14 protein-coding genes are annotated in these 24,770 nt (G+C 68.2%); 7 read left to right on the plus strand and 7 right to left on the minus strand.

From position 1 onward, the window contains the following. Positions 1-119: 119 nt before the first annotated feature. From FJV41_RS03800 to FJV41_RS03810, 3 genes are all read right to left on the minus strand, one after another. Positions 120-3,140 (minus strand): DEAD/DEAH box helicase, encoded by a 3,021-nt coding sequence (locus FJV41_RS03800; RefSeq protein ID WP_141641024.1) that lies wholly within the window; start codon positions 3,138-3,140, stop codon positions 120-122. Positions 3,141-3,214: 74 nt separating this feature from the next. Next, entirely contained in the window at positions 3,215-5,050 is a 1,836-nt protein-coding gene (locus tag FJV41_RS03805; protein ID WP_141641025.1) for a fibronectin type III domain-containing protein, read from the minus strand. A 107-nt stretch (positions 5,051-5,157) separates the two neighbouring features. Next, entirely contained in the window at positions 5,158-5,607 is a 450-nt protein-coding gene (locus tag FJV41_RS03810; RefSeq protein WP_141641026.1) for a YciI family protein, read from the minus strand. Between the two features lie 351 nt (positions 5,608-5,958). Between FJV41_RS03810 and FJV41_RS03815 the strand changes: the two genes are divergently transcribed. The 4 genes from FJV41_RS03815 to FJV41_RS03830 all read left to right on the plus strand — a co-directional run bounded on the left by FJV41_RS03815 (position 5,959) and on the right by FJV41_RS03830 (position 16,299). Beyond that, a complete protein-coding gene (locus tag FJV41_RS03815; protein ID WP_141641027.1) occupies positions 5,959-6,381 on the plus strand; it encodes a YciI family protein in 423 nt (140 codons plus the stop codon). Between the two features lie 477 nt (positions 6,382-6,858). Further along, a complete protein-coding gene (locus tag FJV41_RS03820; RefSeq protein WP_141641028.1) occupies positions 6,859-8,373 on the plus strand; it encodes an SDR family NAD(P)-dependent oxidoreductase in 1,515 nt (504 codons plus the stop codon). A 23-nt stretch (positions 8,374-8,396) separates the two neighbouring features. Further along, complete coding sequence (locus FJV41_RS03825; protein ID WP_246136973.1) at positions 8,397-15,179, plus strand: type I polyketide synthase; 6,783 nt, start codon at positions 8,397-8,399, stop codon at positions 15,177-15,179. Between the two features lie 25 nt (positions 15,180-15,204). Continuing rightward, a complete protein-coding gene (locus FJV41_RS03830; protein WP_141641029.1) occupies positions 15,205-16,299 on the plus strand; it encodes a fatty acid desaturase family protein in 1,095 nt (364 codons plus the stop codon). 44 nt (positions 16,300-16,343) lie between these two features. Here FJV41_RS03830 and FJV41_RS03835 read toward each other — a convergent pair whose 3' ends face one another. Continuing rightward, positions 16,344-17,039, minus strand: a complete 696-nt coding sequence (locus tag FJV41_RS03835) for a DUF6766 family protein (protein WP_141641030.1) — start codon at positions 17,037-17,039, stop codon at positions 16,344-16,346. A gap of 177 nt (positions 17,040-17,216) precedes the next feature. On the opposite strand from FJV41_RS03835, the gene FJV41_RS03840 reads away from it, so the two are divergent. Further along, positions 17,217-18,293, plus strand: coding sequence for an NADH:flavin oxidoreductase (locus FJV41_RS03840; protein ID WP_141641031.1), 1,077 nt, complete (start codon positions 17,217-17,219; stop codon positions 18,291-18,293). 180 nt (positions 18,294-18,473) lie between these two features. Beyond that, complete coding sequence (locus FJV41_RS03845) at positions 18,474-19,283, plus strand: outer membrane beta-barrel protein (RefSeq protein ID WP_181790366.1); 810 nt, start codon at positions 18,474-18,476, stop codon at positions 19,281-19,283. A gap of 65 nt (positions 19,284-19,348) precedes the next feature. On the opposite strand, the gene FJV41_RS03850 is transcribed toward FJV41_RS03845, so the two are convergent. The 3 genes from FJV41_RS03850 to FJV41_RS03860 all read right to left on the minus strand — a co-directional run bounded on the left by FJV41_RS03850 (position 19,349) and on the right by FJV41_RS03860 (position 22,882). Beyond that, a complete protein-coding gene (locus tag FJV41_RS03850) occupies positions 19,349-20,692 on the minus strand; it encodes an alpha/beta hydrolase family protein (RefSeq protein WP_141641033.1) in 1,344 nt (447 codons plus the stop codon). 337 nt (positions 20,693-21,029) lie between these two features. Next, positions 21,030-21,845 carry an SDR family oxidoreductase gene (locus FJV41_RS03855; RefSeq protein ID WP_141641034.1) on the minus strand — a complete coding sequence of 272 codons (816 nt, stop codon included), beginning with the start codon at positions 21,843-21,845 and terminating at the stop codon, positions 21,030-21,032. A 158-nt stretch (positions 21,846-22,003) separates the two neighbouring features. Then, a complete protein-coding gene (locus FJV41_RS03860) occupies positions 22,004-22,882 on the minus strand; it encodes an alpha/beta hydrolase family protein (RefSeq protein WP_141641035.1) in 879 nt (292 codons plus the stop codon). A 414-nt stretch (positions 22,883-23,296) separates the two neighbouring features. On the opposite strand from FJV41_RS03860, the gene FJV41_RS03865 reads away from it, so the two are divergent. Then, on the plus strand, positions 23,297-24,697 hold the full coding sequence (locus FJV41_RS03865) for a hypothetical protein (RefSeq protein ID WP_141641036.1): 1,401 nt from the start codon (positions 23,297-23,299) through the stop codon (positions 24,695-24,697). Positions 24,698-24,770: the final 73 nt, after the last annotated feature.

Here is a 24,770-nt window from a genome sequence, read left to right on the forward strand (position 1 = left end):
CGGGCTCCCATGAATTCTGTTGGGAACTAATCGAGCCTCAGTCAATCACTCCCTGTTATCGATGAAGCCGTGGAGGAGGGCGCTCGTGGGGCCACGGCTCCTGACGGAGCCGCCTGTCGTCAGTCGAGCAGCTGCATCAGGTCCGCGCGGGTGATGGCGCCGCCACCGGAGGCTCCACCCAGCGCGGACTCGAACAGCGCGCGCTTCTTGTCCTGGAGCGTGAGGATCTTCTCCTCCACCGTGCCCTGGGACACCAGCCGGTACACCATGACGGGGCGCTGCTGGCCGATGCGATGCGCGCGGTCCGCGGCCTGGTTCTCCACGGAGGGATTCCACCACGGGTCCACCAGGAACACGTGGTCCGCCGCCGTGAGATTCAAGCCCGTGGCGCCCGCCTTGAGCGAGATGAGCATCACCGGCGGACCCTTGGGGTCCTGGAACGACTCCGCCACGGCGCCGCGATTGGACGTGCTTCCGTCCAGTCGGATGAAGCCGATGTCCGCTTCCTTCAGCGCCGGCTCGATGAGGTCCAGCATGGACGTCCACTGCGAGAAGACGAGCGCCTTGTGTCCGTCCTCCACCGCCGTGCCGAGCGCCTCCAGGAGCGCCTGGACCTTGGACGACGTCTTCGCGTGTTGCCCCGGGACGAGCGCGGGATGACACGCGGCCTGACGAAGCCGCAGCAGGGCCTCCAGCGCCTTGAGCACGCTGCCGCCCGCCTCCAACTGGGACACCACCTCCTCGCGGGTGGCGGAGTACACCGCGTCGTAGACGGCGCGCTCGTGCTCGCTGAGCGTGACGTGACGCACGGACTCCGTGCGCGGAGGAAGCTCCGGGGCCACGTCCCGCTTGAGCCTGCGAAGCACGAACGGACGGATGCGCGCGCGCAGTCGCTCGGCGGCGCCCTTGTGGTTGTCACCGACGGGACGGGCCCAGCGCTCCTCGAACTCCTTGCGCCCGCCGAGCAGTCCCTGGTTGGTGAAGTGCATCAGGCTCCAGAGCTCCTCGAGCCGGTTCTCGATGGGCGTGCCGCTGAGCGCCAGTCGGAAGGTCGCCTCCAGCCCGTATGCCGCGCGAGCCACCTGGCTGTCGGGATTCTTGATGGCCTGGGCCTCGTCGAGCACCACCATGTCCCACGTCTTCGCGCCGAGGACTTCCGCGTCCAGCCGCATCAGCGCGTAGGTGGTGAGCGTCACGTCGGCCGTCTCGTCCAGCGAGCGTCCGGGGCCGTGGTACACGGACACCTTCAACGAGGGACGGAAGCGCTTCACCTCCGCGTGCCAGTTGGGGAGCACGCTGGTGGGCGCGACGACGAGCGTGCCCTTGCCCACCATGCAGATGGTCTGCAGCGTCTTGCCCAGACCCATGTCGTCCGCGAGCACGCCGCCCAGGCCCGCCTGACGCAAGAACGTGAGCCAGCTCACGCCCTGGAGCTGGTAGGGCCGCAGCGTCGCCGTGAGGTCCGCCGGGAGCCTCGGGTCGGGGAGCTTCTCGAAGCCTTGCACCAGGGGCGCCAGCCGCTCCAGGCCGGGCGGGGACGGATGCTCCAGCGCCTCGCACAGGTCCGTGAGCTGGGGGATGGCGTGATTGGCGAGCCGTCCATCCGAGCCGCGTGCCGCCAAGAGGTCCGTCACGCGCTGGCCATGTGACTTCAGCCACGCGGTGGGAAGCGGAGCCCAGCCACCTCCCTGCAGCGGCACCAGGCCGAGTCCTTCTTCCCACGCCTTCATCACCGCGCCCGCGTCCACCGTGCGAGGCGCATCCGGTCCCGCGCCCTCCACCTGGAAGTCGAACGAGAAGTCCACGCGTGGGGCACCCGCCTCGGTGGTCCCCGCCTTCACGTCGAGCATGGGGCGCAGCTTCACGTCGGGACTGACGAAGCGCGCCGCATCTCCGGTGAGCCCACCCCGCCAGCGCCGCAGCTTGTCGGCGAGCTGCAAGGCCTCCTGGCCCTGCACCGTCACCCGGCGACCGGGGACCATGTTCAGCTCGTCGCGCAGGCCGTGGATGAGCTGCTGCTCCGCGGGCTCGTTGCGCACGGGCACCGCGCCCGTGAGGTACACCATGCGCCCGTTGTCGATGCGCACCGTGGGCGGTGAGCCGTACACGAGCGTGGGCAGCACGGAGAGCCCCGTGCCCAGCGGGTCCAGCTCCAGGGAGATTCGCGGCTTGAGCGTGCGGTCGATGCGTGGCAGCCGTTGGCTCTTCACGTCCACGGGCAGACGCCGCGCCATCTCCGGCAGCACCTTGCCGGTGAGGTCGCCCATCTGGTCGGGCGAGAAGACGCGCTCCTGGGGCAGGTTCTCCCACCGTGAGCCGGTGAGCGACTGCTCGCCCATGCGGAAGAGGATGCCACCGCCCACCGCCACGCCGGGGCTGACGACTTCGGTGGCGCGTGGGTCGCGGTCCACCTTCAGCACCGTCTGCTCGCCCCGGTCCTCCACGGTGACGCGAGGCAGGAGCAGCTCGCTGGATATCGAGACCAGGTTTCCGTCGAAGAGCACCGTGCGCGCGGGTTCCAGCGCGCGCAGCAGCGCCTCCAGTCGCTCGGGTGGCAGGGCGCCGCGCGTGGGCTTCGCGAGCAGTGCGTCGGCGACGCGGTCGCACGGCTCCACCTGGATGCGAGCGGCCTCCACGGGGTTCGTCAGCAGCGAGGAGAGGCTGCGCGCCAGCAGTCTCGCGGTGTTGTCGGGCCGGACCACCAGGCGCTCGAGCTGGAGGCCCCCGTCCACGCGCTTGAAGCGGTACACCATCCGCTCCGGCTTGGTCGCTGTGCCGGGACGCGGGGCGGAGGGGGCCGCCGCGCGCGCGGGTGCGGAAACGGGTGGACGCGCGGGCGCGGCGGGGCGGGCTGGCGCGGCCTTCTGCGAGGAGTGGTGGAGGAAGAGGGCGGCGGCGACCACATGCTCACAGGGGTCCACCTTCCCCTTGCAGTCGCACTCCCAGATTTCGTCCTCGGGATAGAGGACGGTTGTCACCGGCGCGGGACGGCCGGTGGCGCGCACGCGCAGCACCGTCTCCTCTTCACCGATGGACTGCACCGAGACGGCGCCAGCACGAGCGAGGCCCATGCCGGCGGACCAGGTCTCCTGGCGCGCTTCCTCCTGGATGGCTTCGAGCAGGTCGGCGGTCGCGGACATACGAGGACCGCCTCCCTAGCTCCGTTGGAGGACCCGGCGCAATGCTCGCCTGCGCCGGGCCTGTAGGCGCGTGGCTACGGGTAGGTGTCCAGGTACGCGCGGTGGCTGTTGGAGAACTCGAAGTTGGTGAACTTGTCCCAGTTGATGGACCAGGTCATCAGGCCCTTGAAGCCGGGGTAGCCCGCGGTGTTGCGCAGGACGTAGGTGCCTCCGAAGGACTGGCCCTTGAGGAGGTAGTCGAGCGCCTTGTGTACGTTGGCCGGAGTGGTGTACCCGCCGCCCGCCGCCTGCGGGGAGGAGGGCAGGCCGATGAGAATCTGGTCGGGCCGGAGCGCGGGGAACATCGCGCTGGTATTGCCGCCGACGGGGAAGCCTCGCAGGAGCATCTCCGCCATCGCCACATGGAAGTCCGGCGTGCTCTGCGCGTAGGCCCGGCCGTCGAGCGCGGTGACAGTCCCGGTGTTGTAGTGCTGCACGTGCAGGTACGTCAGTCTGTCGCGCAGCGCGTGGATGACGGGCAGGTACGCGCCCCAGGGGCCGCCGTATGCTGCCATGCCACCCTGCACATAGGCCGTCTCCGGCGCCATGGTCAGGATGAAGCCGGAGCCATTCTGGTTGAGCAACTGGCGCGTGGCCTGGATGAGGTTGGAGATGCGCGGCGTGGTGGGATTGCGGAAGTCGGTGTCGCCGCCATTGAGCGACAGCGAGCTGCCCTCCAGGTCCAGGTCGAACCCGTCGAAGCCATAGGTGTCGATGAGGCCCTGCATGGTGGTGACGAAGTTCTGCCGGGCGCCGGCGTCATCCAGGTGCACCGTGCCATTGGCTCCGCCGATGGAGATGAGCACCTTGCGCCCCTGGCTCTTGAGCAGGGCGACGTCCGCCTTGAAGTCCGCGACGCTGGAGTTGTACGGCGTGAAGGCCATGTTGCCGGAGCCGGCGCCGCCCACGGGCTCGGCGAACGCGACCTGGATGACGTTGAACTTCGCGGAGATGTCGCGCAGCCGGATGTTCGTCGACCCGTTGTCGAAGTTGTGCCAGTAGCCGACCAGAATCTTGTTCCCCACCGGCTGAGTGCCCGTCGTCGTCGCGGAGATGCTGTTGCTCGCGGTGGAGCGGTTGCCCGCCGCATCGCGGGCCTTCACGGTGAAGGTGTACGTCGTGTTCGCGGCCAGCCCCGTCACCGTGACGCTGGTGGCACCGGCTGTGGTGGCGGACGCGGACGCGCCTCCATTGACGAACACCTCGTAGCCGGTGACACCCACGTTGTCCGTGGATGCGCCCCAGGACAGCGACACGCTGCTGCTGCTCACGCCGGCGGAGGCGAGGTTGGCGGGAGTGGAGGGCGCCACCGTGTCGTTCGCCGGGCGGGGTGACGTCGTCACGCTGTGCGCGGTGCTCGCAGAGGAGCGGTTGCCCGCGGCATCACGGGCCTTCACGGTGAAGGTGTACGTGGTGTTCTCCGCGAGGCCCGTCACGGTGACGCTGGTGGCACCGGACGTGGACGCGGACGCGGCGGCGCCGCCGTTGGTGAAGACCTCGTAACCGGTGACGCCCACGTTGTCCGTGGATGTGCCCCAGGACAGCGACACGCTGTCGAAGGTCTTCGCCGTGGACGTGAGCGAAGGTGGCGTGGAAGGGGCCTGGGTGTCGGGTGGTGGATTCCCCGTACGCTCCAGCCACAGGGCCAGGACGTTGGGGGGCTCCCAGCCCACGAGGGAGAAATGGGACTGACGGCAGTCGTAGGCCTTGCCTCCATAGGAGGCGATGTCGCCCACGGTGTACTGCGTATTGGGGGCCCAGGCCCCTCGGTCCGCCGCGAAGGCGGTAGCGGGAAGCAGGGTGCTGAGCAGGGTGACGAAGGCCACCAGGGCGATGAGTGTCGCCCGGGGGAGGTGTCCTGGAAGCTGCATGGCGTCTGCCTTTCGGCTGGGAGAGAACGAAGAGAGCGGACCGCCCCATTTTTCGGGTCAATCCCTTCTTTTCGTTCTCTTCCCTCACGCCGCTCGCGGCCTCGTGGTTATCCCTGAGGCGTGAGGGGCTTGCCGGCTTGCTGGAGGTGGTCCCGCATGCGCGCGTTGGCGTCCTTCTGCTCGGGTGTGGGCCCGGTGTCGAAGTCCGACAGCTCGTACACGCGACGCAGCTCCAGCTCGACTTCGCCGCGCCCGTCGATGGAGGGCCAGCGCTTCAGCCACTCGATGGCTTCTTCCTTCGACCGCACGTCAATCATCGTGAAGCCCGCGATGAGTTCCTTCGTCTCCGCGAAGGGCCCGTCCAACACCCGGGGCTGGCCGCCCGAGAACTTCACGCGCGCACCCTGGGCGCTCGGATGGAGTCCCTCACCGGCGACGAGGATGCCGGCCTTCATCAGCTCCTCGTTGTATTTCCCCATCGCCGCGAGCAGTGCCGCGTCCGGCACCTCACCGGCCTCCGTGCTCGCGTCGGCCTTGCGCAGAATCAAGAATCGCATCGTCGTCGGTTCCCTCGTGGCGGGACGGTGGGGCTGTCGGGCCTTCCGTCTCGGGTGGTGCTGGAAGAACGAACGGACGTTGGTGAAATCGACACGCGCTGGCGCCCCTCGCTTCAGGGGAGGGATGCGCTCCTCGCCACCGGACCGGGCGAGCGACCGGCTCTATGATTTCTGGCGACGCACGCCCCAATTTCCAGAGAAGGACGCGGGGCGGCCTGTCATTTCACGGGGTTGAAGGCGGCGCACAGAAAATTAAAAGGCCGTGTCGATCTCCCGCGAGCCTGTTCGACGAAGGAGTAGAGCCCGGGACAACGGGCACGAACGAACCTCGGGAACCCGAAGGAGTACGACATGCGATTCATGGTGCTGGTCAAGGCGACGAAGGACTCGGAAGCCGGAAAGATGCCGGACGAGAAGCTCCTGACCGAGATGGGGAAGTACAACGAGGAGCTGGTGAAGGCGGGGGTGCTGCTCGCGGGCGAGGGACTCCACCCCAGCGCCAGGGGCGCGCGGGTGCGCTTCTCTGGAACGAGCCGGACCGTGGTGGATGGCCCCTTCACGGAGACGAAGGAGCTGGTGGCCGGCTTCTGGCTGTTCCAGGTGAAGTCGAAGGAGGAAGCCATCGAGTGGGTGAAGCGCTGCCCGAACCCGATGCACGGCGAATCGGAGATTGAAATCCGACAGGTCTTCGAGATGGAGGACTTCGGTGCCGAGCTCACGCCCGAGCTGCGTGCGCAGGATGCGCGTCTGCGTGAGCAGGCCACGAAGAGCTAGGCACCCCGCACCGCTTCCCCACACCCCCGCTGGACACGCACGCGGCCCCACTTTGATGGGGGCTCGTGCGAGACATTCTATTCCCTGGCGTGAATGGCATGGTCCGTGCCGCCGGGAAGGCCTGTCGCGAGAGCCCTCGGCTTGAGCGATGGATGTGTTTTAAATCATCGATGCCGCTCCGCCAGGCCTTGTATGGCCATTGATGGGAGACGTGTGTCTGGAGGGGTTCGCGTGCGTGTGTATTCCGCGGCGTGCTCATTCCCTCGCCGTGGCGTTCTCGAAGAATTCCTCCCAGCGCTGACGAGAGCGAACGCGCGCGGTGAGTGATTCATTTTCGCGGGTGCGTATTCCCGCGAGTCTGTTTGTTCCTGATTGCGTGTCGCATGTGGTGGGTTTGAGAGGCAATGTCAGACCCCTGATGCACAACGCACGTGGCTCATTCATCTCCATGCGGTTCTTGAATTGTGAGGGTTCAGAATGTCCCCGTCATTTCATCAGGGTTCCGGGTCGCTGACTCAGGTCCTGGAGCAGATTCGTCGTTGCGCGGCGAGTGTCACGCGGTATCCGCTCGACATCCTCACGGCGGAGGCCCAGCTCGAGGATGAGCTGGGTATCGACTCGGTGAAGCTCGCTGAGATTGCCGCGGTCGTCGCGCGGGAGTTCAACCTCGCGGCCGACCGGCTGCCGCGCGGGGCGAAGGCGCGCACGCTGGGCGCCATCTCCGAGCGCGTGGTGGAGTTGCTGGCGGAAGGGGCGCCCGCGTCGGTCGTCGCGCCGATTCCACCGGCAGCCACCGCTCCCGTCGCGGCGCCTGCTCCCGTCGCTGTCCCACCTCGGGTGGTTTCTCCCGCGTCCATGGAGTCGTCGGACCTCGAGTCGCAGGTGCGGTCCGTGTTCGCGCGGGTGACGCGCTATCCGGTGGAGTTGTTGACCTTGGAGGCGGACCTGGAGGACGAGCTCGGCATCGACTCCGTCAAGCAGGCGGAGGTGCTGGCCGTGCTCGTCAAGGAGCTGGGGCTGGAGGTGGGCCCCAAGCCCTCCCAGCGGCTGCGGACGCTCTCCGCCATCTGCGAGGCGATTCGTGCGTCGCGAGGGACGGTGACCGCTCCTCGTCACCCAGTAGAGGAGTCCGTGCGGGCCTCGCCGCCGCCTGTCGTGGCTCGGCTTCCGTTCGAGGGGAAGGTCGCGCTCATCACGGGCTCGGGCAAGGGCATTGGCAAGGTGGTCGCCATGCGGCTGGCCAGCGCGGGGGCGACGGTGGTCGTGAACTCGTTCCACTCCCGGGACGAAGGGGAGCGGACGGCCCAGGAGATTGTCGCGGCGGGAGGCAAGGCGCTGCACCTGTGGGGGTCCGTCGCGCAGGAGGAGCACCTGGAGCGGTTGTTCTCCTCCATCGAGGAGCGGCTCGGTGGATTGGACTTCCTGGTGTGCAACGCGTCCAACGGCCTGATTGGACCGTTCGACCGGATTGCGCCGCGCGACTGGGACAAGGCGTTCCGCACGTGCGTCACCGGCACCTACGAGTGCGCCATGCGGGCACGTCCGCTGATGGCGCGGCGAGGAGGCGGGGCCATCGTCACGATGTCCACGTCCATGTCCCAGCGGTACATGCATGACCTGGGCTGCCAGGGGGTCGTGAAGGCGGGCGTCGAGTCCCTCACGCGCTACCTGGCCGCGGAGCTGGCGCCCGAGGGCATTCGCACCAACTGCGTGTCGGCGGGGCCGGTGCACGGTGAGCTGCTGGGAATGTTCCCCAACGCCCCTGGCCGCGTCTCGCGCTGGGAGGCGGCGACGCCCGGCGGGCAGCTCTGCACGGCGGACGACGTGGCCGACGTGACGGAGCTGTTGCTCGGGCCGAAGACGCAGCGGGTGAACGGAGCCATCTGGGTGGTGGACGGCGGGCTCTCCGGCACGGTGGACGGCCTGTTGCCCGTCGGCCGGCAGCCCTCCAACGGACACGATGTACGGGCGCTGCTCGCCCTCGACTCCTGAACACCTTCGACGGGGAGAACGCCATGGGTTACTTCGCTGTCCCGTACGTCATCCACTTCGATGACACGATGGCCTACGGGAGCCATCACTTCCTCACCAACTTCAAGTTCCAGTGCGCGGGGCGCGAGCACCTGCTGTTCAGCCCGCACTTCTTCGAGGTGCCCGAGTTCCGTCGGGACTTCGACCGGGTGCTCCTGCTCACGTACGAGGGGTACTCGCGCAACCTCGCGCCCGCGAACCTGGGTGACAGGTTGGTGGTGCTGACCTCGTTCGAGGAGCGGGGCGAGGTGTCGGTCCGCTTCTGCTTCCGGACGTTGAAGCAGGACGGCACGCCCGTGGCCTGCGGCTACCAGACGGTGCTCTGCGCCGACAAGGAGACCGGAGCCCTGTGCCCGTTCCCCGAATCGTTCCGTCCGTGCTTCGAGTCGCTGGCTGGCATGTTCGAGCCCTCGGCGGCGATGAGCTTCCGTGAGCGCGCGCTCAAGGGAGGCTCCGCCATCGCGGAGCTGTTCTCGGAAGGCGTCCGGGGGCTGGCGAAGCAGTTGCTCTCGGACGCGGCCACGTTGGGGGCGGCCCGCCTGGTGGATATCGCGCCAGCAACTCCAGAAGGTCGGAAGGACGCGCCGACGTTGGGGCTCCTCGCTGGACCGGTCACGGTGGGTGCGGCCCGCTCGATGGACGTCGCACTGGCATCCGAGAGGTTCGCTCCAGAAGGGCGGAAGGAAGTGCCGACCTTGAGGCTTCCTACGGGGGCCACCGCGTTCCTCTTCGCCGGGCAGGGCTCCTTCGAGCCTGGGTTGTTCGCTCGACTGAGGCTCTTGCAGCCGGAGCTGCGCGATGAACTCGCGGCGGTTGAGGAGGTGGCGAGGCGTCACGGGTTCGACGCAGGGCCCCTGCTCGCGGCGCGCGACGCGGACGAGGTGCGGCGTGCGCTGGAGAAATCGCCCCGGTTGGACCAGCTCGGCATCTTCCTGGCGGGGGTGCTCGGTGCCCGGTGGCTGATGCGCGAGGGGCGGAGCCCCGACATCTTCGTGGGGCACAGCTTCGGGGAGATTGCCGCGATGACCGCGGCCGGAGCGCTGGACCTGCGTGGGGGCGCGGAGGTGGTGTGCCTGCGCAGCCAGGCACTCCAGTTGGTGTCGGACGACCTGGGCACGCTCGCCGCTGTCGCGCTGGGAGAGGCGGAGACCGCGCGCGCCATCAGCGATTGTGGTGCGGCCGGGCTGGTCATCGCGGGACGCAACCACGCGAAGCAGACCGTCGTCGCGGGGGCTCGCGCGGAACTCGAGCGGCTTCGGTCCTGGTTGGAGCAGCGGGGCCAGGGGTTCACCTTCGTCGTCAGTCGGTATCCGTTCCACCATCCAGGGCTACGGCTCGCGGCGGAGGCATTTCGCACCGCGCTCGCACGCGTCGCGATGAAGGAGCCCCGCGGGCCCATCTATTCGCCCATCGAACGGCGTGTGTATGCGGGCGCACCGGGCGAGCTGGCGGAGGCCCTCGCGTCACATCTGGTGCATCCGTTCGATTTCCTGGGCGCAGTGGAGTGGTTGTCTCGCTCGGGCTGCACCCGCTTCCTGGACTGCGGAACGGAGGGGCGACTGGCGCGCATCGTTCAGCGCATCCTGCCCTCGGCATCCGTCACCGAGGTCAGCGCCATTTCCGGAATGCTGCCTTCCGAGGGGGCTCCCGTGGAGCAGGCAGGTGCTCGGGGTCAGGCGCTGATGCCTCTCTCGGAGGCTGCTGCCATGGGGCAAGCCCATGCAGGTGGAGAGGCGCGGATGCCTCCTTCGGAAGGGACTCCTGTGGAGCAGGCTGGTCGTCGTGGCGAGGCGCTGATGCCACCCTCGGGGGCTGCTCCCTCGGCGCAGACCCGCGCGCGAGGTGAGGCGCGGATGCCTCCCTCGGAGGTTGCTGCCATGGAACAGGCCCAAGGGCGCGGCGAGGCCGCAGGGGAAGACCCGGCGATTGCCATCGTCTCCCTCGGGTGTTTGTTCCCAGGCGGCGCGACGGACCCGGAGGCTTACTGGCGCAACATCCGACAGGGCGTGAGTGGCATCGTCGATCCGGGCGCCAACGAGCCTTCCTTGATGACGGACTTCGTCGGACCCACGGGGACGCCGGACCGAGCCTACACACTGCTCACAGGCGCGGTTCGAGACGCTGACCTGGTGGCACCGCGAGGCATCGACCCGGTGCGCTTCCAGCGGTACGTCCGGGAACAGAAGCTCCTGGCCATCGCGCTCGCACAGGGGATGGTGGGGCTGGAGGAGTTCGCCGCGCGCTCACCCGCACGCATCCAGTGCCTGCTCGGCTCCACGGCGGAAGGGTCCTCCGAGTACGACGCGGCACTCAGCCTGGAAGCGGGCGAGTCCCTTCTCCGCGCGAAGGGGATGCTGGGGCCAGACCTCGCGTTGCTGGCACAGGCGGCGCGCTCGGTGATGGGCGTGACGGCCCGGTCCTCTGAACTCGCGCCACATCCGACGCTCCAGACGGTGGTGACGGATGTGGTCGGGCGCGGAGTCTCCACGGTGTTGCTCGATGCCGCGTGTGCATCATCGCTCTACGCCATCGCGCTGGGGATGAAGTCGCTTCAGCAGGGGGATGCGGACCTCGTCCTCGCCGGTGGCGTCTTCTCGCCGGGCCCCGGCAACAGCTGCCTCTTCTCCCAGTTCAATGGACTCTCCGCGACGGGGAGCCGCCCATTCGACGAGCGCGCGGATGGCGTCATCTTCGGCGAAGGCGCGGGCGTGGTGGGCCTGATGCGCCTGTCGGACGCGCTCTCGGCGGGACTCCAGGTCCGCGCCATCGTCCGGGGCACGGGGCTCTCCAGTGATGGTCGCAGCAGCTCCGCGAATGTCCCGCGCGTCGAGGGACAGGTGGCGGCGATGACCGCCTGCTACACGACGGCCGACATCGACCCCGCGACCATCCAGTACCTGGAGGCACACGGCACGGCCACGCCAGCGGGTGACGCCACCGAGCTGAAGTCGATTGCCCGCGTCTTCGGAGGCAAGCGCCAGGGCATCCAACTCGCCAGCGTCAAGGCGCTGATTGGCCATGTGGGCTGGGCGGCGGGAGCGGCCTCGGTCATCAAGCTGTGCAAGGCGCTGGAACATCGACTCATCCCCAGGCAGGCGAACTTCGAGCGACCCGGCGCGGAGCTGCGCGCACTGGGCTCCGACTTCGAGGTGAGCCTGCGTGAGAAGCCCTGGCCGGAGAACGGAGTGCATCCGCGCCGCGCCGCCACGAATGGCTTCGGCTTCGGGGGAACGAATGCGCATCTGGTGCTCGAGGAGTACCGAGGCGGGCCCGTCCTCCCGAGGTTCCCGGCGCGTGCTGGCAAGCGGAGCGAGCTGGTCGTGGTGGCCGCCGAGGGCGTGTTCCCGGACTCGAACGGCGTGGCGCGAGTCGGTGTGCCATCCGAGGTTGGCACTCGCTTCAACGGAGAGGATTTCCGTCTGCCGTCGTCGGTGCGGCTGTTGCCGGATATCTCCGAGGACATGGACCTGACGCAGGGGCTCGCGCTCACCGCGGCCAGCGCGCTCGTCCAGAAGCTGGAGGGCTTCGATGGGCTGCGTACGGGGACGGCCATCGTGCTGGGGCTCGAAGGGAAGACCCGCCGAGGGGTGGAGGCCATCCAGCGCGTGCTGGCCGCATCCACGCGCCGCAAGCTGCGAGAGCGTGTCCTTCAGGCTCCCGAGCAGGCCGCGTTGCTACCGCTGGCGGAGCGCTTCCATGACGTGGTGACGGGAACGCTGCGTCCCTCGGGGGCCTACACGCTGCAAGGGATGATGGCGAACGTCACGCCGGGACGGGTGGCGGGGGCGCTGGACGTCAAGGGGCCCAACTTCGTGGTGGATGCCGGAGGCGCTTCATTGGCCGCCGCGTTGAAGGCCGCGCGCGGAGTGCTGGAGACGGGCTTCGAGCTGGTGCTCGTGGGCGGCGCGCACGTCCTTCGTCCAGGGGCTGTCGCCAGTGGGTCCCAGCCAGAGGAGGGCCTGGCGTTGCTCGCGGTCACCACCGCCGAGAAGGCCGCCCAGCGAGGGCTCAAGGTGCTGTGCCGCCTCCGGATGTCGGAGGCCACGGACTCGCGAGAAGAAGCAGGCCAGTCGTTGCCACCGCATTCGGCACGAGAGGCCCTGGCGGTCCTGCGCGCCGTGCAGACGGCCGCGGAGGGACGCCCCACCACGCTGCGCTTCCATCCCGAAGCCGCGAGCGGTGCCCGCCTGGAGCTTCAGCTCCTTCCGGAAGCGTCCGTCCACCCGGTGGAGTCGAAAGCCGAGGCGCATCTGTCCCTGGCACAACCGCCCCCGAAGCCTGGTGAGGTGGCGACTGACGAGTCGACGAGTGGTTTCGACCACAGCGCGCCGATTGGGTACTACACGCCAGTGCTCGTCGAGCAGCAGGTCCGGTCGACGCGGCCCGTGCGGCTCGAAGGGCGTCGGGTCCTTTTCATCGCTGGGGACGAAGCGCAGGCTCACGAGTTGGAGGCGCAGGCGCGCCGACTGTGTGGGCCCGGGTACTTCGTGCTCTTCGCGGGCGCCTCGGAAGCAACGGGGCGGGTTCGCGGCATCGACCTGACACGCGAAGAGACGGCCGACGCGGCACTGGAAGCGCTGGGCTTCTCGCCCCAGCTCATCCTCGCTGTCAGTCGAATCGAGCCGGACGCGAGCGAGGCCGAGGTGGTCTCCGACACGGCGCTGAGCCATGAGGCGCTGGAGTTGCTCTTCCTCGCGGCGCGGCGCTCCTACGAAGGACTCCTCGCCGGTGAGGTGGAGCTCGCGAGCCTGTGCGTGGGAGGCGTGGGTCCTCGGCGTGTCCTGCACCCGGTGACGGGACTGTTCGCGGGAATGCTCAAGTCGATTGCTCGCGAGGTGCCGGCGCGAAACGTCCGGGCCATCGCCACCTCCCGGAGACTGTTGCCGGAAGCCCTGGCGCAGGCCCTGTCCGAACTGGGCTCGGAAGCAGAGGGTGGTCCGTCGGTCGAGGTCTGCTTCGACGGCGTGACTCGATGTGTCCGGAGACTCCGTCCTTCGGCCATCCCCTCGAAGGGCGCTTCCACGCTCGATGCCAGCTCCGTGGTCCTGCTGACCGGCGGAGGGCGAGGTGTCACGGCGGTGCTCGCCGGGGCGCTCCTGAAGCGGTACGGATGCACGGTGGTGCTCCTGGGACGAAGCGACCCGGAGGCCGCTCCCGAGCGAGTGCTCCACGCCGCGGAGGAACAGCTCCCCGTCGTGGAGCGGGAGTTCTACGCCTCGGAGCTCGCGGCGAAGCCGGGCACGCGGATGCCCGAGCTGCGAGCGCGCTTCGAACGGTACCTCGCGGTCCGGGAGCTGCGCTCCACCCTGGTGGGCCTCGCGCGGCTGCCAGGCCGGATGGTCTACCGCGTCGCGGACGTCACGAGTCCCGGCGACGTCGCGCGGGTGATGGACGAACTCACGCGAGAGCACGGGCGTCTGGACCTGGTGGTCCATGGGGCGGGTACGCAGACGTCCAAGAAGCTGAACCGCCGACGCCTCGCGGAGCTGCGGACGAACCTGGACACCAAGCTGCTCGGGCTCCGCAACCTGCACGCCGCCTGCGCGAGCCGCTTCGCGCGTCCCGTGCCATTCCATGTCCTCACGTCCGCGTTCAGCTTCATCGGCAATGACGGACAGGCGGACTACGGAGCGGCGAACGAGGCCCTGGACCGGCTGTGCGCCTGGTCCAGCGACGCCCATCCCGACGTGCCCTGGTGCAGCGTGGGGTGGCTGGCCTGGGATGGCATCGGAATGACCCGAGGCTCCGAGTACCGCGTGCTCGGCGCCAGCCGGAAGCTGCGTGGGATTCGCGCGGAGGAGGGCGAGGCACTGTTCCTCCAACTCCTCGAAGGCCCCCTGCGTGAGTCCATCCACGTGCAGCTCACGGAGAGCGAGCGTTCCTACTACGGACTGGAGCTGCTGCCCGCGGAGCCCCCGCCGGCGACGGAGCCGTCCGCCGTGCTGAAGGACCTCATGGTCGATGCCGCGAGCGTGCCATGCCTGGAAGACCACCTGGTCCGAGGCACGCCCACGCTGCCCGGAGCCTGGGCGTTGGACTTGATGCTGCGGGCCGCGTTGGGAGACGGACGACCGGAGCTGCGCACCGTCACCATCGAGGACGTGAGGTTCTCCCGCTTCATCCGCGTGAAGCCGGGTGGACATCAGGCCCTGCGGGCCGAGTGCACCCAGCTCACCGACGAGCCCGGTCGTCACTGCGTGCGGGTGAAGCTGCTGGGCGACATCGTCCATGCCTCCGGCGTGGTGCTCGAACGAGACCTCGTCTTCGCGCAAGCCCGCTACACACTGTCGGCCCAGCCGCCCCGAGGCACCCCGGGGCTCGATGCGGCGACCCCCTCGGGGCGTGGGCTTTCCGCGGAGGATCCCCACTGCGCGCGAGGAGGGCCCATCGAGCTGTCGAAGATGTTCGACTGCCTGGAGGACATCCGCCTGGAGCGCTCGGCTCGCTTCGCGAGCGTGGGGCTGCCAGCGCGGCGAGAAGACGCGGGGACCGCTGTGCCAGCGCTCGTCCTGGACGCGGCGCTGCGCCTGAGCGCGATGCACGTGGATGGCGTGTCGAGCGCCGTCTTCGCGCCCATCCAGTTCGAACGAGCCACCTTCGACCGGGGACTGGTGGGCAAGACGGATGCGCCGCTGCGACTGTCATTGAAGGCGCTGAGTCCCCGGCTGGACGGGGACATCCTCCAATGCGGCACCGTCGCGGCGGTCGACGAGGCGGGACGACTGCGAATGCTGCTCGAGGGCGGCCTCGCGCGTCCCATGGCTTGAACCCTCTCTTCATCGGGTGAACACAATGCATTCCACCGCACTTTCGACGGCGACCCTGCCCATCGATGACCCCAAGCCGCTCCGCGCGGAGCTTCGCCGGGTGATGCCTCCCGAGTCCTTCGAGCCACAGCCCCACCGGGGCGTCATCGCACTGGCGCTGGTGCCGGTGATGATGGCCCTGATGGGGCTGTTGGGCTGGGGCGGCCTGCCCTGGTGGCTCTGTCTGCCGCTCTCGTTCCTGCTCGGGCAGATGGTCACCACCGTGGGGCTGGCCGCGCACGAGGCGCTGCACCACGCTGTCTTTCGCAGCCGGCGCTGGGAGGAGGTGCTCGGGTGGGCGGGCTTCAGCCCGTTCCTCGTCACGCCCGGCAACTGGCGCGCCTGGCACGTCCAGGCGCACCACAGCGCCGCGAACATCCACCAGAGGGATCCGGACATCCTCCCGCGTCAGCAGGACCTGGACACCCAGCGGTTCGCGCGCCTGTTCCACGCGATTTCGCCGGGCTCGGGCACCTGGGTCAGCTACGTCAGCTTCGGCCTGTTCTTCACCGCGCAGGGACAGGCGTTCCTGTGGCACCACATCAACCAGCCCCAGCTCCAGCACGTGCGCATGAATCGCACGAAGGAGCGGCTCCTCACGGTGCTCGTGACAGGGGGTTGGTTCGCGCTGGGCTGGGCCATGGGGCCGCGAGGGGCGCTGTTCGCGCTCGTCATTCCCCTCATCGTCGCCAACGTCACGCTGATGATCTACATCGCCACCAACCACTGGCTGCTGCCGGCGTCAGAGGACCGTGACAACCCCTTCGTGAACACCGCCAGCGTGGAGACGCACCCGGTGATGAACTGGGCCCATCTCAACTTCAGCTATCACCAGGAGCACCACATCTTCCCGGCCATGAGCCCGCGCTTCGCACCGCTGTTGCGCCAGCGACTGCGGGAACTCCATCCGGGAGCCTCCGCCGTCTTCCCCCACATCCACGCCTTGCGCACCCTGTACTCACGCCCGGCGCTCTATTCGCCCACGGAGGGGACGATGCTCGTGGGCAGGGACGGAACGCCCGCGGTGAGCACGGACGAGCTTCGAAGGCGGCTCGAAGCACCCCGGGATGCCGCGTCGTGAACAGCGCCACTCCGGTTTCTCCGATACAATAGAATCGCGAGATACTATTTCCCGGTCCGGGAGTGGGGGGCGTTGACGGGCTTGGACTCGGGGCTGCCTTTCTCACGCAACCAGACGGACAGCAGGACGAGGGCGGCGACGGAGAGGAACTCGCTCTGCCAGTTCTGGAAGGACTCGAACCAGAACTGCGAGGAGGCCATGTACTGGAGGACCGTCACGGCGGCCTCTCCGTGCAGTTGGGCCTCCTCGTTCCGGGCCGCGGCCCCGGTGACGGCATGCAGTCCAAAGCAGACGACGAACAACGCGAGCAGGGCCAGGGACAAGGAGTGGCTGTAGAGCTTGAGGGCCAGTCCGCCACGATGGACCACGCGAGGCGCGTCCGGTGTCGGCTCCAGGTCCTTGTCCTCCTCTGCCTTGTGGGCGTCGGGGTCCTTGGACTCGCCGGAGCCGCGCTGATGGAGGAAGGCCGCGAGGATGACGAAGGCCCCCATCTGGAAGAACTCGCTCTCCCAGTTCTCGAAGGTGGCCTCCAGGAAATCGCCCGAGCGCAGATACCTTCCGAACGTCAGGGGTGGCTGGCCATGCTCCCGCTGCTCCTCGTTGTGGTGGAGGAAGCCGGAGATGGCCTGTCCCACCCAGCACAGGAGGAAGGCGGCGAGAAGGACGAGGGAGAGACTGTTGTTCGACAGAAATGAGCGGGGCCCCTTGCCTGGGGCACCCGGCGAGGTCGAGTTCTCCATCCCTCGAAATCTGTCCACGACGCCGCCCCCCGCAGCCGGCATGGGAGGGCACTTGCCTGCCCGGTCGGGTCGCTGGCCTGCTGGCATGCGAAAATCATCGTGAGGGAAGCGACGGCCCCGCGCTCCAGGCATCCGAGGGCCCAGCCTCCTCTGGCCCACACGTGGGAGATGCACCACATGGCAGGACTGTTCGACCCCCTGGAACTCCGTGAGAATGTCGTCGCGCGCAACCGAATCTGGCTCGCGCCGCTCACGAACCAGCAGAGCCACGCCGATGGCACGCTGTCGGATGCTGAACTCCACTTCCTGTCCCTGCGCGCGGACGGAGGCTTCGGGCTGGTGGAGACGTGCGCGGCGCATGTGGAGCAGGACGGCAAGGCATGGCCGGGCGAGCTGGGAGTTCACGACGATGCGATGTTGCCGGGCCTGCGCCGCCTGGCCGCGCGGATCCACCAAGGGGGCGCGCTCCTGTCCGCGCAGCTCTTCCACGGAGGACTGCGCGCGGACCCCGCCGTCAGCGGGCTGGAGCGCTGGAGCGCGAGCGCGCACACCGACGCGGCGGACCGGTGCCGGGAGGGAACCGAAGAGGACATCCAGGGCGCCATCCGTGCCTTCGCGAACGCGGCGAGCCGCTGCGCCCAGGCGGGCTTCGACGGCGTGGAACTCCACGGCGCGCATGGCTATCTGCTGTCGCAGTTCCTGAGCACCGTCTACAACCGACGTGAGGACCGCTGGGGCGGCTCTCTGGAGAATCGCTCGCGACTCATCCGCGAGACGGTGGCCGCCGTCCGGCGCGCGGTGCCCGAGCGCGTGCTCGCGGTCCGGCTGTCGCCCGAGGACTTCGGGCAGGCCAAGGGCCTGGACCTGGACGAGACGCTGGAGGTCGCGCGGATGCTCGCGGACGGAGGCATGGACGTCCTCCACCTGTCGCTCTGGCGCTCGGCGCTCAACACGAACAAGCGGCCCCAGGAGCACGCGACGGCGCTCTTCCGCGCGGCGGTGCCCTCGCGGGTGAAGATTGTCGTGGCGGGCGCCATCTGGACGAAGGAGGACGCCGAGGCGCAACTGGCGCTCGGCGCGGACGCAGTGGCCCTCGGCCGCTCCGCCATCGCCAACCACGACTGGCCCGAGCGCGTCCGGCGGGGCGATGCCATCCAACGCCCACCCTTCCCTGGAGCCGTGTTGCGCGCGGAGGGCGCGTCAGCGGGCTTCGTCGACTATCTGCGCGGCTGGAAGAACTTCGTCGTCCCCTGAGGGCCGCACCGTCCGGGAGCGCACTGGACGGGGCTCAGGAGGGGCCGGGTCACCTGGAACCCAGCACTTTTGTGGCCTTGTTACTTTAAATATGTGACGAGGACGTGCGTCTTAATGCGCGTCCGACACCTTGAGGGTGTGGGGCTCAACTTCTCACCACTTCTTTTCGGGACCCTCGTCATGAAAAGCCGCACCCAGATGATGCTGTGCTCTCTGTCCTTTGCGCTCGTTGCTTCTCCGGCCCTGGCTGGCGAGACCTTCCAGATGCAGGATGACTCCGCTCAGGAGGGTTACTCCGAGGAAGGTTATTCCAGCGAGGAGTCGGCGGCGGACGACTCTGGGGGCGGCAAGGGCTTCGCGCTGGGACTGAGCTTGGGGTACGGCGCGCCCTACGGCGAGCTGGGCTCGGTTCAAGCGGACGACGACGATACCAACAAGGTGAGTGACCTGGTCACGGGCGTCATCCCGATTCAGTTGGAGGCCGGTTACTTCTTCAACCCCAACGTATACCTGGGCGCGACCTTCCAGTACGGCATCGCGAGCTTCAATGACGAGAATGCCAATTGCGAGGACCAGGGCGCTGTCAGCGTGAGCTGCAGCGCGAGCCAGCTCCGCCTGGGCGTCAACGTGGCCTATCACTTCAACGTCACGCCCAAGATCGACCCCTGGGTGAGCGTGGGTGTCGGCTATGAGTTCCTCAACACGGCCGTCAAGGGCGAGCAGGATGGCGAGTCCATCACCGCCAAGGCCTCCGTGAAGGGCTTCGAGTTCGTCGCCGCCCAGGTGGGGCTCGACTACCGCATCTCCCCGAAGTTCTCGGTGGGTCCGTTCGCCACCGTCACCGCGGGCCAGTACTCCTCCACCTCGCTGTCCGTCGATTCGAGCGTGGAAATCCCTGGCAGCGACGAACTCGATGAGACCGAGGACCTGGAGACGAAGAAGATCCACGGCTTCATCTACGGCGGCGTCCGCGCGCAGTACCGCTTCTAGTCGTCAGGTGTGAGACGTCGGGCCGGGACTCACCGGCCCGACGTTCCGCTGTCTGGGACGCGGCCTCAGATGTACTCGTCGAGCCAGTCGAACATGCGGTGATTGGCGACGGCCTGAGCGCCCTCCTGGCAGTGCAACAGTCCGGTGTCCTCCTCCGTGAAGAGCAGGTAGTCCTTGGGGCACGTCAGCGCGTCGTAGAGCTGCTTCGCCTGTCCCCCCGAGTACGCCTCCGCGGTGCCGTCCATGATGAGCGTGCGGCAGCGGATGCGGTGGACGACGGGCTCGTTGTTGAACTCCCGCAGCTTGAAGAGCAGGTCCGACGGTGAGCTGGCGCCGTGCTTGGACATGGCGTCGCGCATGTACCAGCGGTACAGGAACACCTGCGACATGAGCTCGTAGAGCGCCGCGTCGAACGCCGCCGGGTCCGTGTCGAGCAGCTTCATGATTTCAGGGAAGTAGCCGTTGAACTGGTCGAACTGCGACTGGCCCCAGTTGAGGACGCCCGGGTTGGGGATGAGAATCTTGAGGCGCCGCTCGAACGCCGCCGCGCGTGGCACCAGCGCTCCGCCCATGCTCCAGCCCAGCAGCGCGAGCCTCCGGGAGTCCACGCCGGAGATGCGCACGGCGAAGTTGATGACGGGGGTGATGACCTTCTCCCAGTCGGGACGGAACGGCAGGTGCTGCTCCCGGATGGCCATGCCCTGTCCTGGTGCATGGACGATGAGGCAGTGGTAGCCCCGCTCCAGGGCGGCATCAATCACATACTTGGACTCCTCCGGCCACGCGTCGCGTCCCTGCTGGAAGATGAGCAGCGGCGCGGGCCCCCGCGTATGGGGGGCGCGGAAGAAGTAGCCAGGGAGGGTGGTGTTCTCGTAGGGAATCCGCACGGGAGTCGCCGGAATCCGCAGCAGCGTCAGCGCCTTGTCGTAGGCGTCCACGGACTTCCGCCCCGTGGCCAGCACGCTGGGGTGGCCCGGCTCCGGGTGGTGAATCAGCGCGGCGCGGTAGTAATTGGCCGCGCGCAGGTAGGCGTGGCCCGCGCTGCGGGAGTGGTGGCGGGCGAGGCTCGCATCCCCCATGGCCCTCAGGCGGTCCGCCGTGCTGACCCACTCGGTGGGCCAGCTCCATTCGTCCTCGGGGTGGATGCGGCTCGCGGTGTCCAGCACCTCTCCGATATCCGCCTGGGCGCTGTACGTCGCGGCCAGGAAATGCAGGAGCTGGTTCTCCATGACGGGGTCCGACAGCAATCCCAGCTCATACCAGGGCCGCGAGGGCTCCTGGGCGCCGGGGGCCGGGGCCGCGCCGGGTGATGGTGCCGCGAGTGAGGATGGCGCGCGCATGAGCGCGAGACCTCCGGTGAGACCCAGGCTCGCGTGGAGCAGGGAACGGCGATTCAGGGTGAAACCCATGGTGTGCTGCCTCCTGATGAGGGATTGAAGGCTCGAACACCGCGGGTCTTTATTTCTGTCATCGCGGTCTTCAAATCACAGACACCGAGAGGGCCAGGTCTGCTGAAGACAGACGAAGGGCCGCGCGCCTGAAGCACGAGAGGGCAAGGCCGGGCGTCAGGTCTCGCGCGTGCCCGGCGAACCGCGGGCACACCGAGAGCCTCGTGCAGAAACACGTACGAAACCGGGAAGGCCACGGGGTGTCCCGTGCCTTCCGAGGATGGGTCAATCGTCTGATTGAATCGTGCGATTGGTCCGCATGATTGTCAAGGGGACTGGCGCTTCGCGCGGGCCGAACTCACTTCCATGCGCCCGAGGCCGCGGCGTGCGCGGCGTAGGTCTCGAAGGACTTGGGCGCGTGGCCGGTGACGGCGCGCACGGTGTCGGTGGGCGTGGCGTCGCCTCTCTTGAGCAGGGCGCCATACGCCTTGATTTCGCCCTGGATGGCCTCGTCGGGTCGGCCCAGGGCCCGCTGCTCGGAGAGATAGGTGTCGGCGTCTCCGGCGAAGCTCACCTGTCGTCCGGCGGCGCGGCCGATGATGGCCGCGGCTTCGCCGAAGCTCAGCGCGCGAGGTCCGCTCACGTCGTAGCTCTGGCCTTCGTGGCCGTCCTTCGTCAGCGCCACGGCCACCACTGCGGCGATGTCGTCGGCGTCGACGAAGGCCTGCTTCGTGTCCCCGACGGGGAGGGTGATGCGTCCGGCGAGGACCGCGGGCTTGAAGAAGCCCTCGTCGAAGTTCTGGTTGAACCAGTCCGGGCGGACGAGGGTCCAGTCCACGCCCGCGCCGCGCACCAGGCGCTCAGCGGACATGAGGCGCTCGTCTCCCATGATTTCGATGCCCTGACTCGACAGCAGGACGATGCGGCGGATGCCCTTGGACACGGCCAGGGACACGAAGGCGGGGTCGATGGGCTGCTCGTGAGGCGCCATGAGGTACATGCGCGACGCCGGGCCCACGGCCTGTTCCCAGGTGCCGGGGTCCTTCCAGTCGAAGCGCACGTCCGCGTGTCTCGACGCGGCCCTTACCGAGTGACCTTGTGATTGGAGGAGCCGGGTGACGCGTCGTCCGGTGGTCCCGCTCGCGCCCAGGATGAGGATGCTCGAAGTGGTCATGGCGCGACGCAAACACGCGCACCTCACCCGGCTGGGGAAAATGCTCGGCGTCCGTGCGGATACTCAACACGTCCCGAGCATTCCCGGCGCCGGAGTGTTCGCTGTCCGTCGTCGCGCCAGCCTCACGCAAGTGCCCGGAGGCTGGCGCCAGGCGTCAACTACGGCGTGGTGAACTGTTTCAGCCAGTCCAGGTTGGTCCGCAGCGACCAGGGCGCGGAGCCGGTGCGCCAGGTCGAGTCGAGGAAGAGCCCGGTGCAGCCTCCCGAGCGCATGTAGCAGTGGTCCGCGTTGAGGTCGCCGAGCTGGATGTCCTTGATGATGTACCAGCCGCTGTTGTTGCTCGCGAAGCAGGACGTCGCCAGGGGGCAGGACTGGCCCGTCGTTTCCGTGTTTTGAGAGCGGACGGAGGACTCGGTGGGGCCGACGAAGATGTCCTGCTCGCCGTTCACGATGCGCAGGCGGCTGCTCGGCAGCGTCCGGTTGCCATTGGCCACGCAGGAGCGCAGGTTGTAGATGGAGTATTGGACGCCGGCGCCCAGTCCGTACGCGGCCTGGACTCGCGAGTCATGGTTCTTGGCGAGGATGGCCATGATGGAGCCCTGGCTGAAGCCCGCCACGACGATGCCCTTGGAGCAGTCCGCCTTGGCGCGAGCACACAGCGTGCCGACGGCGCTGGTGGCCCGGCTGCCGTCGTAGATGCACTTGGAGCGGGCGGTCATCGAGGAGCAGGAGCCGAACGTCGCGTTGTCGTATTCCACGGTGGCGGCGACATAGCCGCGCGACGCCATCTCCTCCACGGCGGCCAGCGCCGAGGAGTGCTCGTACGGCTCCGTGGTGCCCACCGTGTAGATGAACACCGGATACTTGCCCGAGGCCGACGGCTCCTGGCCGCGCAGGTTGTACGTGGAGCTGCACAGCGACGTGCCGCCGCCCCGGTATGTCGCCGTGAAGCTGCTCAGGGACTGCGCTCCTGCGGTGGTCGTCCAGGCCAGGGTCAGGAGCAATCCGAGACGGAAGGTCAGCTCTCTCTGATTCATGACTTCTCCTCGTGGGTGACGTGGGACTTCATGCCCGGGGCATGAGGCACCCGGACCGACGTGAGCCGACGCTGCATTCACAGGCGGCCCCGTTCTCACGATTAAGACTCCGAGGATGTCTCCTAGTCTATCTGATTTTTCGTACTGTTAGGTTTTTCCTCGTTTTGTTCCGCGACGCGAAACATGGTTGTCATTGTTTCGCGGGGCGGAATGTCATGCGAGGTGTTCAAGCTCCAGGGGGGTGGGCAGGGCCCACGGCGATGGCGAGGAACTCCGGGAGGCCGTCGAACTCCCAGGACAGGGTGGTTCCGCACCGCGGACAGAAGGGGAAGGTGGCGCGGCCGCCGTTGGCACTCCAAGCAGTGACACAGGGAAGGCGCGATGGGCGGGGAGTCATGATAGACGCGGCGCCCCATGTCTCCTGTGCTCTTGTCTTTGTCGTTGTTTTTCACCCTGGGGCAGGCTCCCGAATCACCCCCGGCGGAGCGGCCCTTCCAGGCGCGACTCTCCTTTCTCGCGGGTGACGAGGATGTCGACACCGCGGGCTCGGCCACCCTGTGGAACGCGGCGCTGGACGCACACACGCCCGAGCTGACCTCGGGCCTGCGCGCCGAGGCGGCGCTGTCGTTCTTCCTCTCGTCGAGTGGTGCCAGTCGGGGGGCCATCTTCGTGGACAATGGCAGTGCCTTCCGCCTGCGCTACCGGCCTTCCAGTTGGGCCGCCGATGAAGGCCTGGCGCTGGGGGTCTATCCGCTGAGCTCCATCCGGCTGTACCTGGGCTCGACGTACCCCGTGACGTGGGGGCGGGAGGCCTTCCCGCGCCGCCCGGGGAACGAGCCGGCACTGGAGTTGCGGCTCGCGCGGCGGCAGTGGGGCGTGTTCGCGGCCCTCAAATCCGCGGTCGTCAACGAGGTGCTGGGGGACTCGGGGCGCTACTACGCGCTGCTCGCGGGTGGCTTCGTGGACGTGTCGCCCCAACTCCAGGTGGAGCTGAAGGGCATGTCCTGGAACCAGGGGGAGAATCCGACCGCCGCGGCGAGCGGGGCGGAGCTTCCCATGACCATGAGGGGAGCCTCACTTCGGGCCTTGTGGCACCACGGCGAGCCCATCGGGAGCAACGTGGACCTGTCGCTCTATCGAGGCGACCCTGTCTTCTTTGAACGGTTCTTCACGGCCGGGACGTATTCCGCCGGGTTCGCCGCCTCGGTCTCCCTGGAAGGCAGCCTGGTGTCGCAGGACCTCCTGGATCCGGAGGTGTGGCCGGCTCAGCGGCGTCGTACCCAGAGCGCCAGCGCCGCGGCCCTGGAGGTTCGGGTGCGGCACGACTTCCTGCGGGTGTACGGACTGGCCTATTACCGGACTCCGAGCTTCATTCAACTGGACGCTCCGTGGGTCTTCCCGAACGAGGCCTTTCGTCGCTCCGCGAAGCCCCGGGCGGAAGTCACGGGTTCGCTGGGCGCCGACTACCACCTCGAGCGCTGGGGCCTGACGCCAGGATTCCTTGCCCGGCTCACGCTGCCCGCGGTGCTCAATGCAGGGGGACTCCTGGGGCCGAGCCAGTCCAATCACCTGCTGCTCCGAGGGCCCAATCAGATAAGCGTCCTCCCGGCAGGCGAGGACCGGATGACGGTACTGACGTTGAAGGCCACGACCCGGTGGGACCTGGGCTCGCTGGCGGGCGTCGTGGCGGAGGTCTCCTACGCGAATGACCCGAACAAGGTGGAGTTCACCGACGACGTGACCGGCGTGGCGGTGCCTGTCTTCAAGGATGCGAGCACCTTCGGAGCGACGGTGATGCTCCAGGCTCGCTACTGAGCGAGGCGAATGTTTGCGCGGTGTTCTGGAAATCCAGACGAGATGAACACCGCGCTCTCGGGCCGCGAGAAAC

This window comes from Myxococcus llanfairpwllgwyngyllgogerychwyrndrobwllllantysiliogogogochensis, from assembly GCF_006636215.1.
Classification (GTDB): Bacteria; Myxococcota; Myxococcia; order Myxococcales; family Myxococcaceae; genus Myxococcus; species Myxococcus llanfairpwllgwyngyllgogerychwyrndrobwllllantysiliogogogochensis.

Coding starts and splice junctions, on each gene's coding strand:
- FJV41_RS03830 (WP_141641029.1), top strand. CDS start 15,205: ATGCATTCCACCGCACTTTCGACGGCGACCCTGCCCATCGATGACCCC.
- FJV41_RS03845 (WP_181790366.1), top strand. CDS start 18,474: ATGAAAAGCCGCACCCAGATGATGCTGTGCTCTCTGTCCTTTGCGCTC.
- FJV41_RS03865 (WP_141641036.1), top strand. CDS start 23,297: ATGTCTCCTGTGCTCTTGTCTTTGTCGTTGTTTTTCACCCTGGGGCAG.
- FJV41_RS03820 (WP_141641028.1), top strand. CDS start 6,859: ATGTCCCCGTCATTTCATCAGGGTTCCGGGTCGCTGACTCAGGTCCTG.
- FJV41_RS03855 (WP_141641034.1), bottom strand. CDS start 21,845: ATGACCACTTCGAGCATCCTCATCCTGGGCGCGAGCGGGACCACCGGA.
- FJV41_RS03815 (WP_141641027.1), top strand. CDS start 5,959: ATGCGATTCATGGTGCTGGTCAAGGCGACGAAGGACTCGGAAGCCGGA.
- FJV41_RS03850 (WP_141641033.1), bottom strand. CDS start 20,692: ATGGGTTTCACCCTGAATCGCCGTTCCCTGCTCCACGCGAGCCTGGGT.
- FJV41_RS03800 (WP_141641024.1), bottom strand. CDS start 3,140: ATGTCCGCGACCGCCGACCTGCTCGAAGCCATCCAGGAGGAAGCGCGC.
- FJV41_RS03810 (WP_141641026.1), bottom strand. CDS start 5,607: ATGCGATTCTTGATTCTGCGCAAGGCCGACGCGAGCACGGAGGCCGGT.
- FJV41_RS03835 (WP_141641030.1), bottom strand. CDS start 17,039: ATGGAGAACTCGACCTCGCCGGGTGCCCCAGGCAAGGGGCCCCGCTCA.
- FJV41_RS03805 (WP_141641025.1), bottom strand. CDS start 5,050: ATGCAGCTTCCAGGACACCTCCCCCGGGCGACACTCATCGCCCTGGTG.
- FJV41_RS03840 (WP_141641031.1), top strand. CDS start 17,217: ATGGCAGGACTGTTCGACCCCCTGGAACTCCGTGAGAATGTCGTCGCG.
- FJV41_RS03825 (WP_246136973.1), top strand. CDS start 8,397: ATGGGTTACTTCGCTGTCCCGTACGTCATCCACTTCGATGACACGATG.
- FJV41_RS03860 (WP_141641035.1), bottom strand. CDS start 22,882: ATGAATCAGAGAGAGCTGACCTTCCGTCTCGGATTGCTCCTGACCCTG.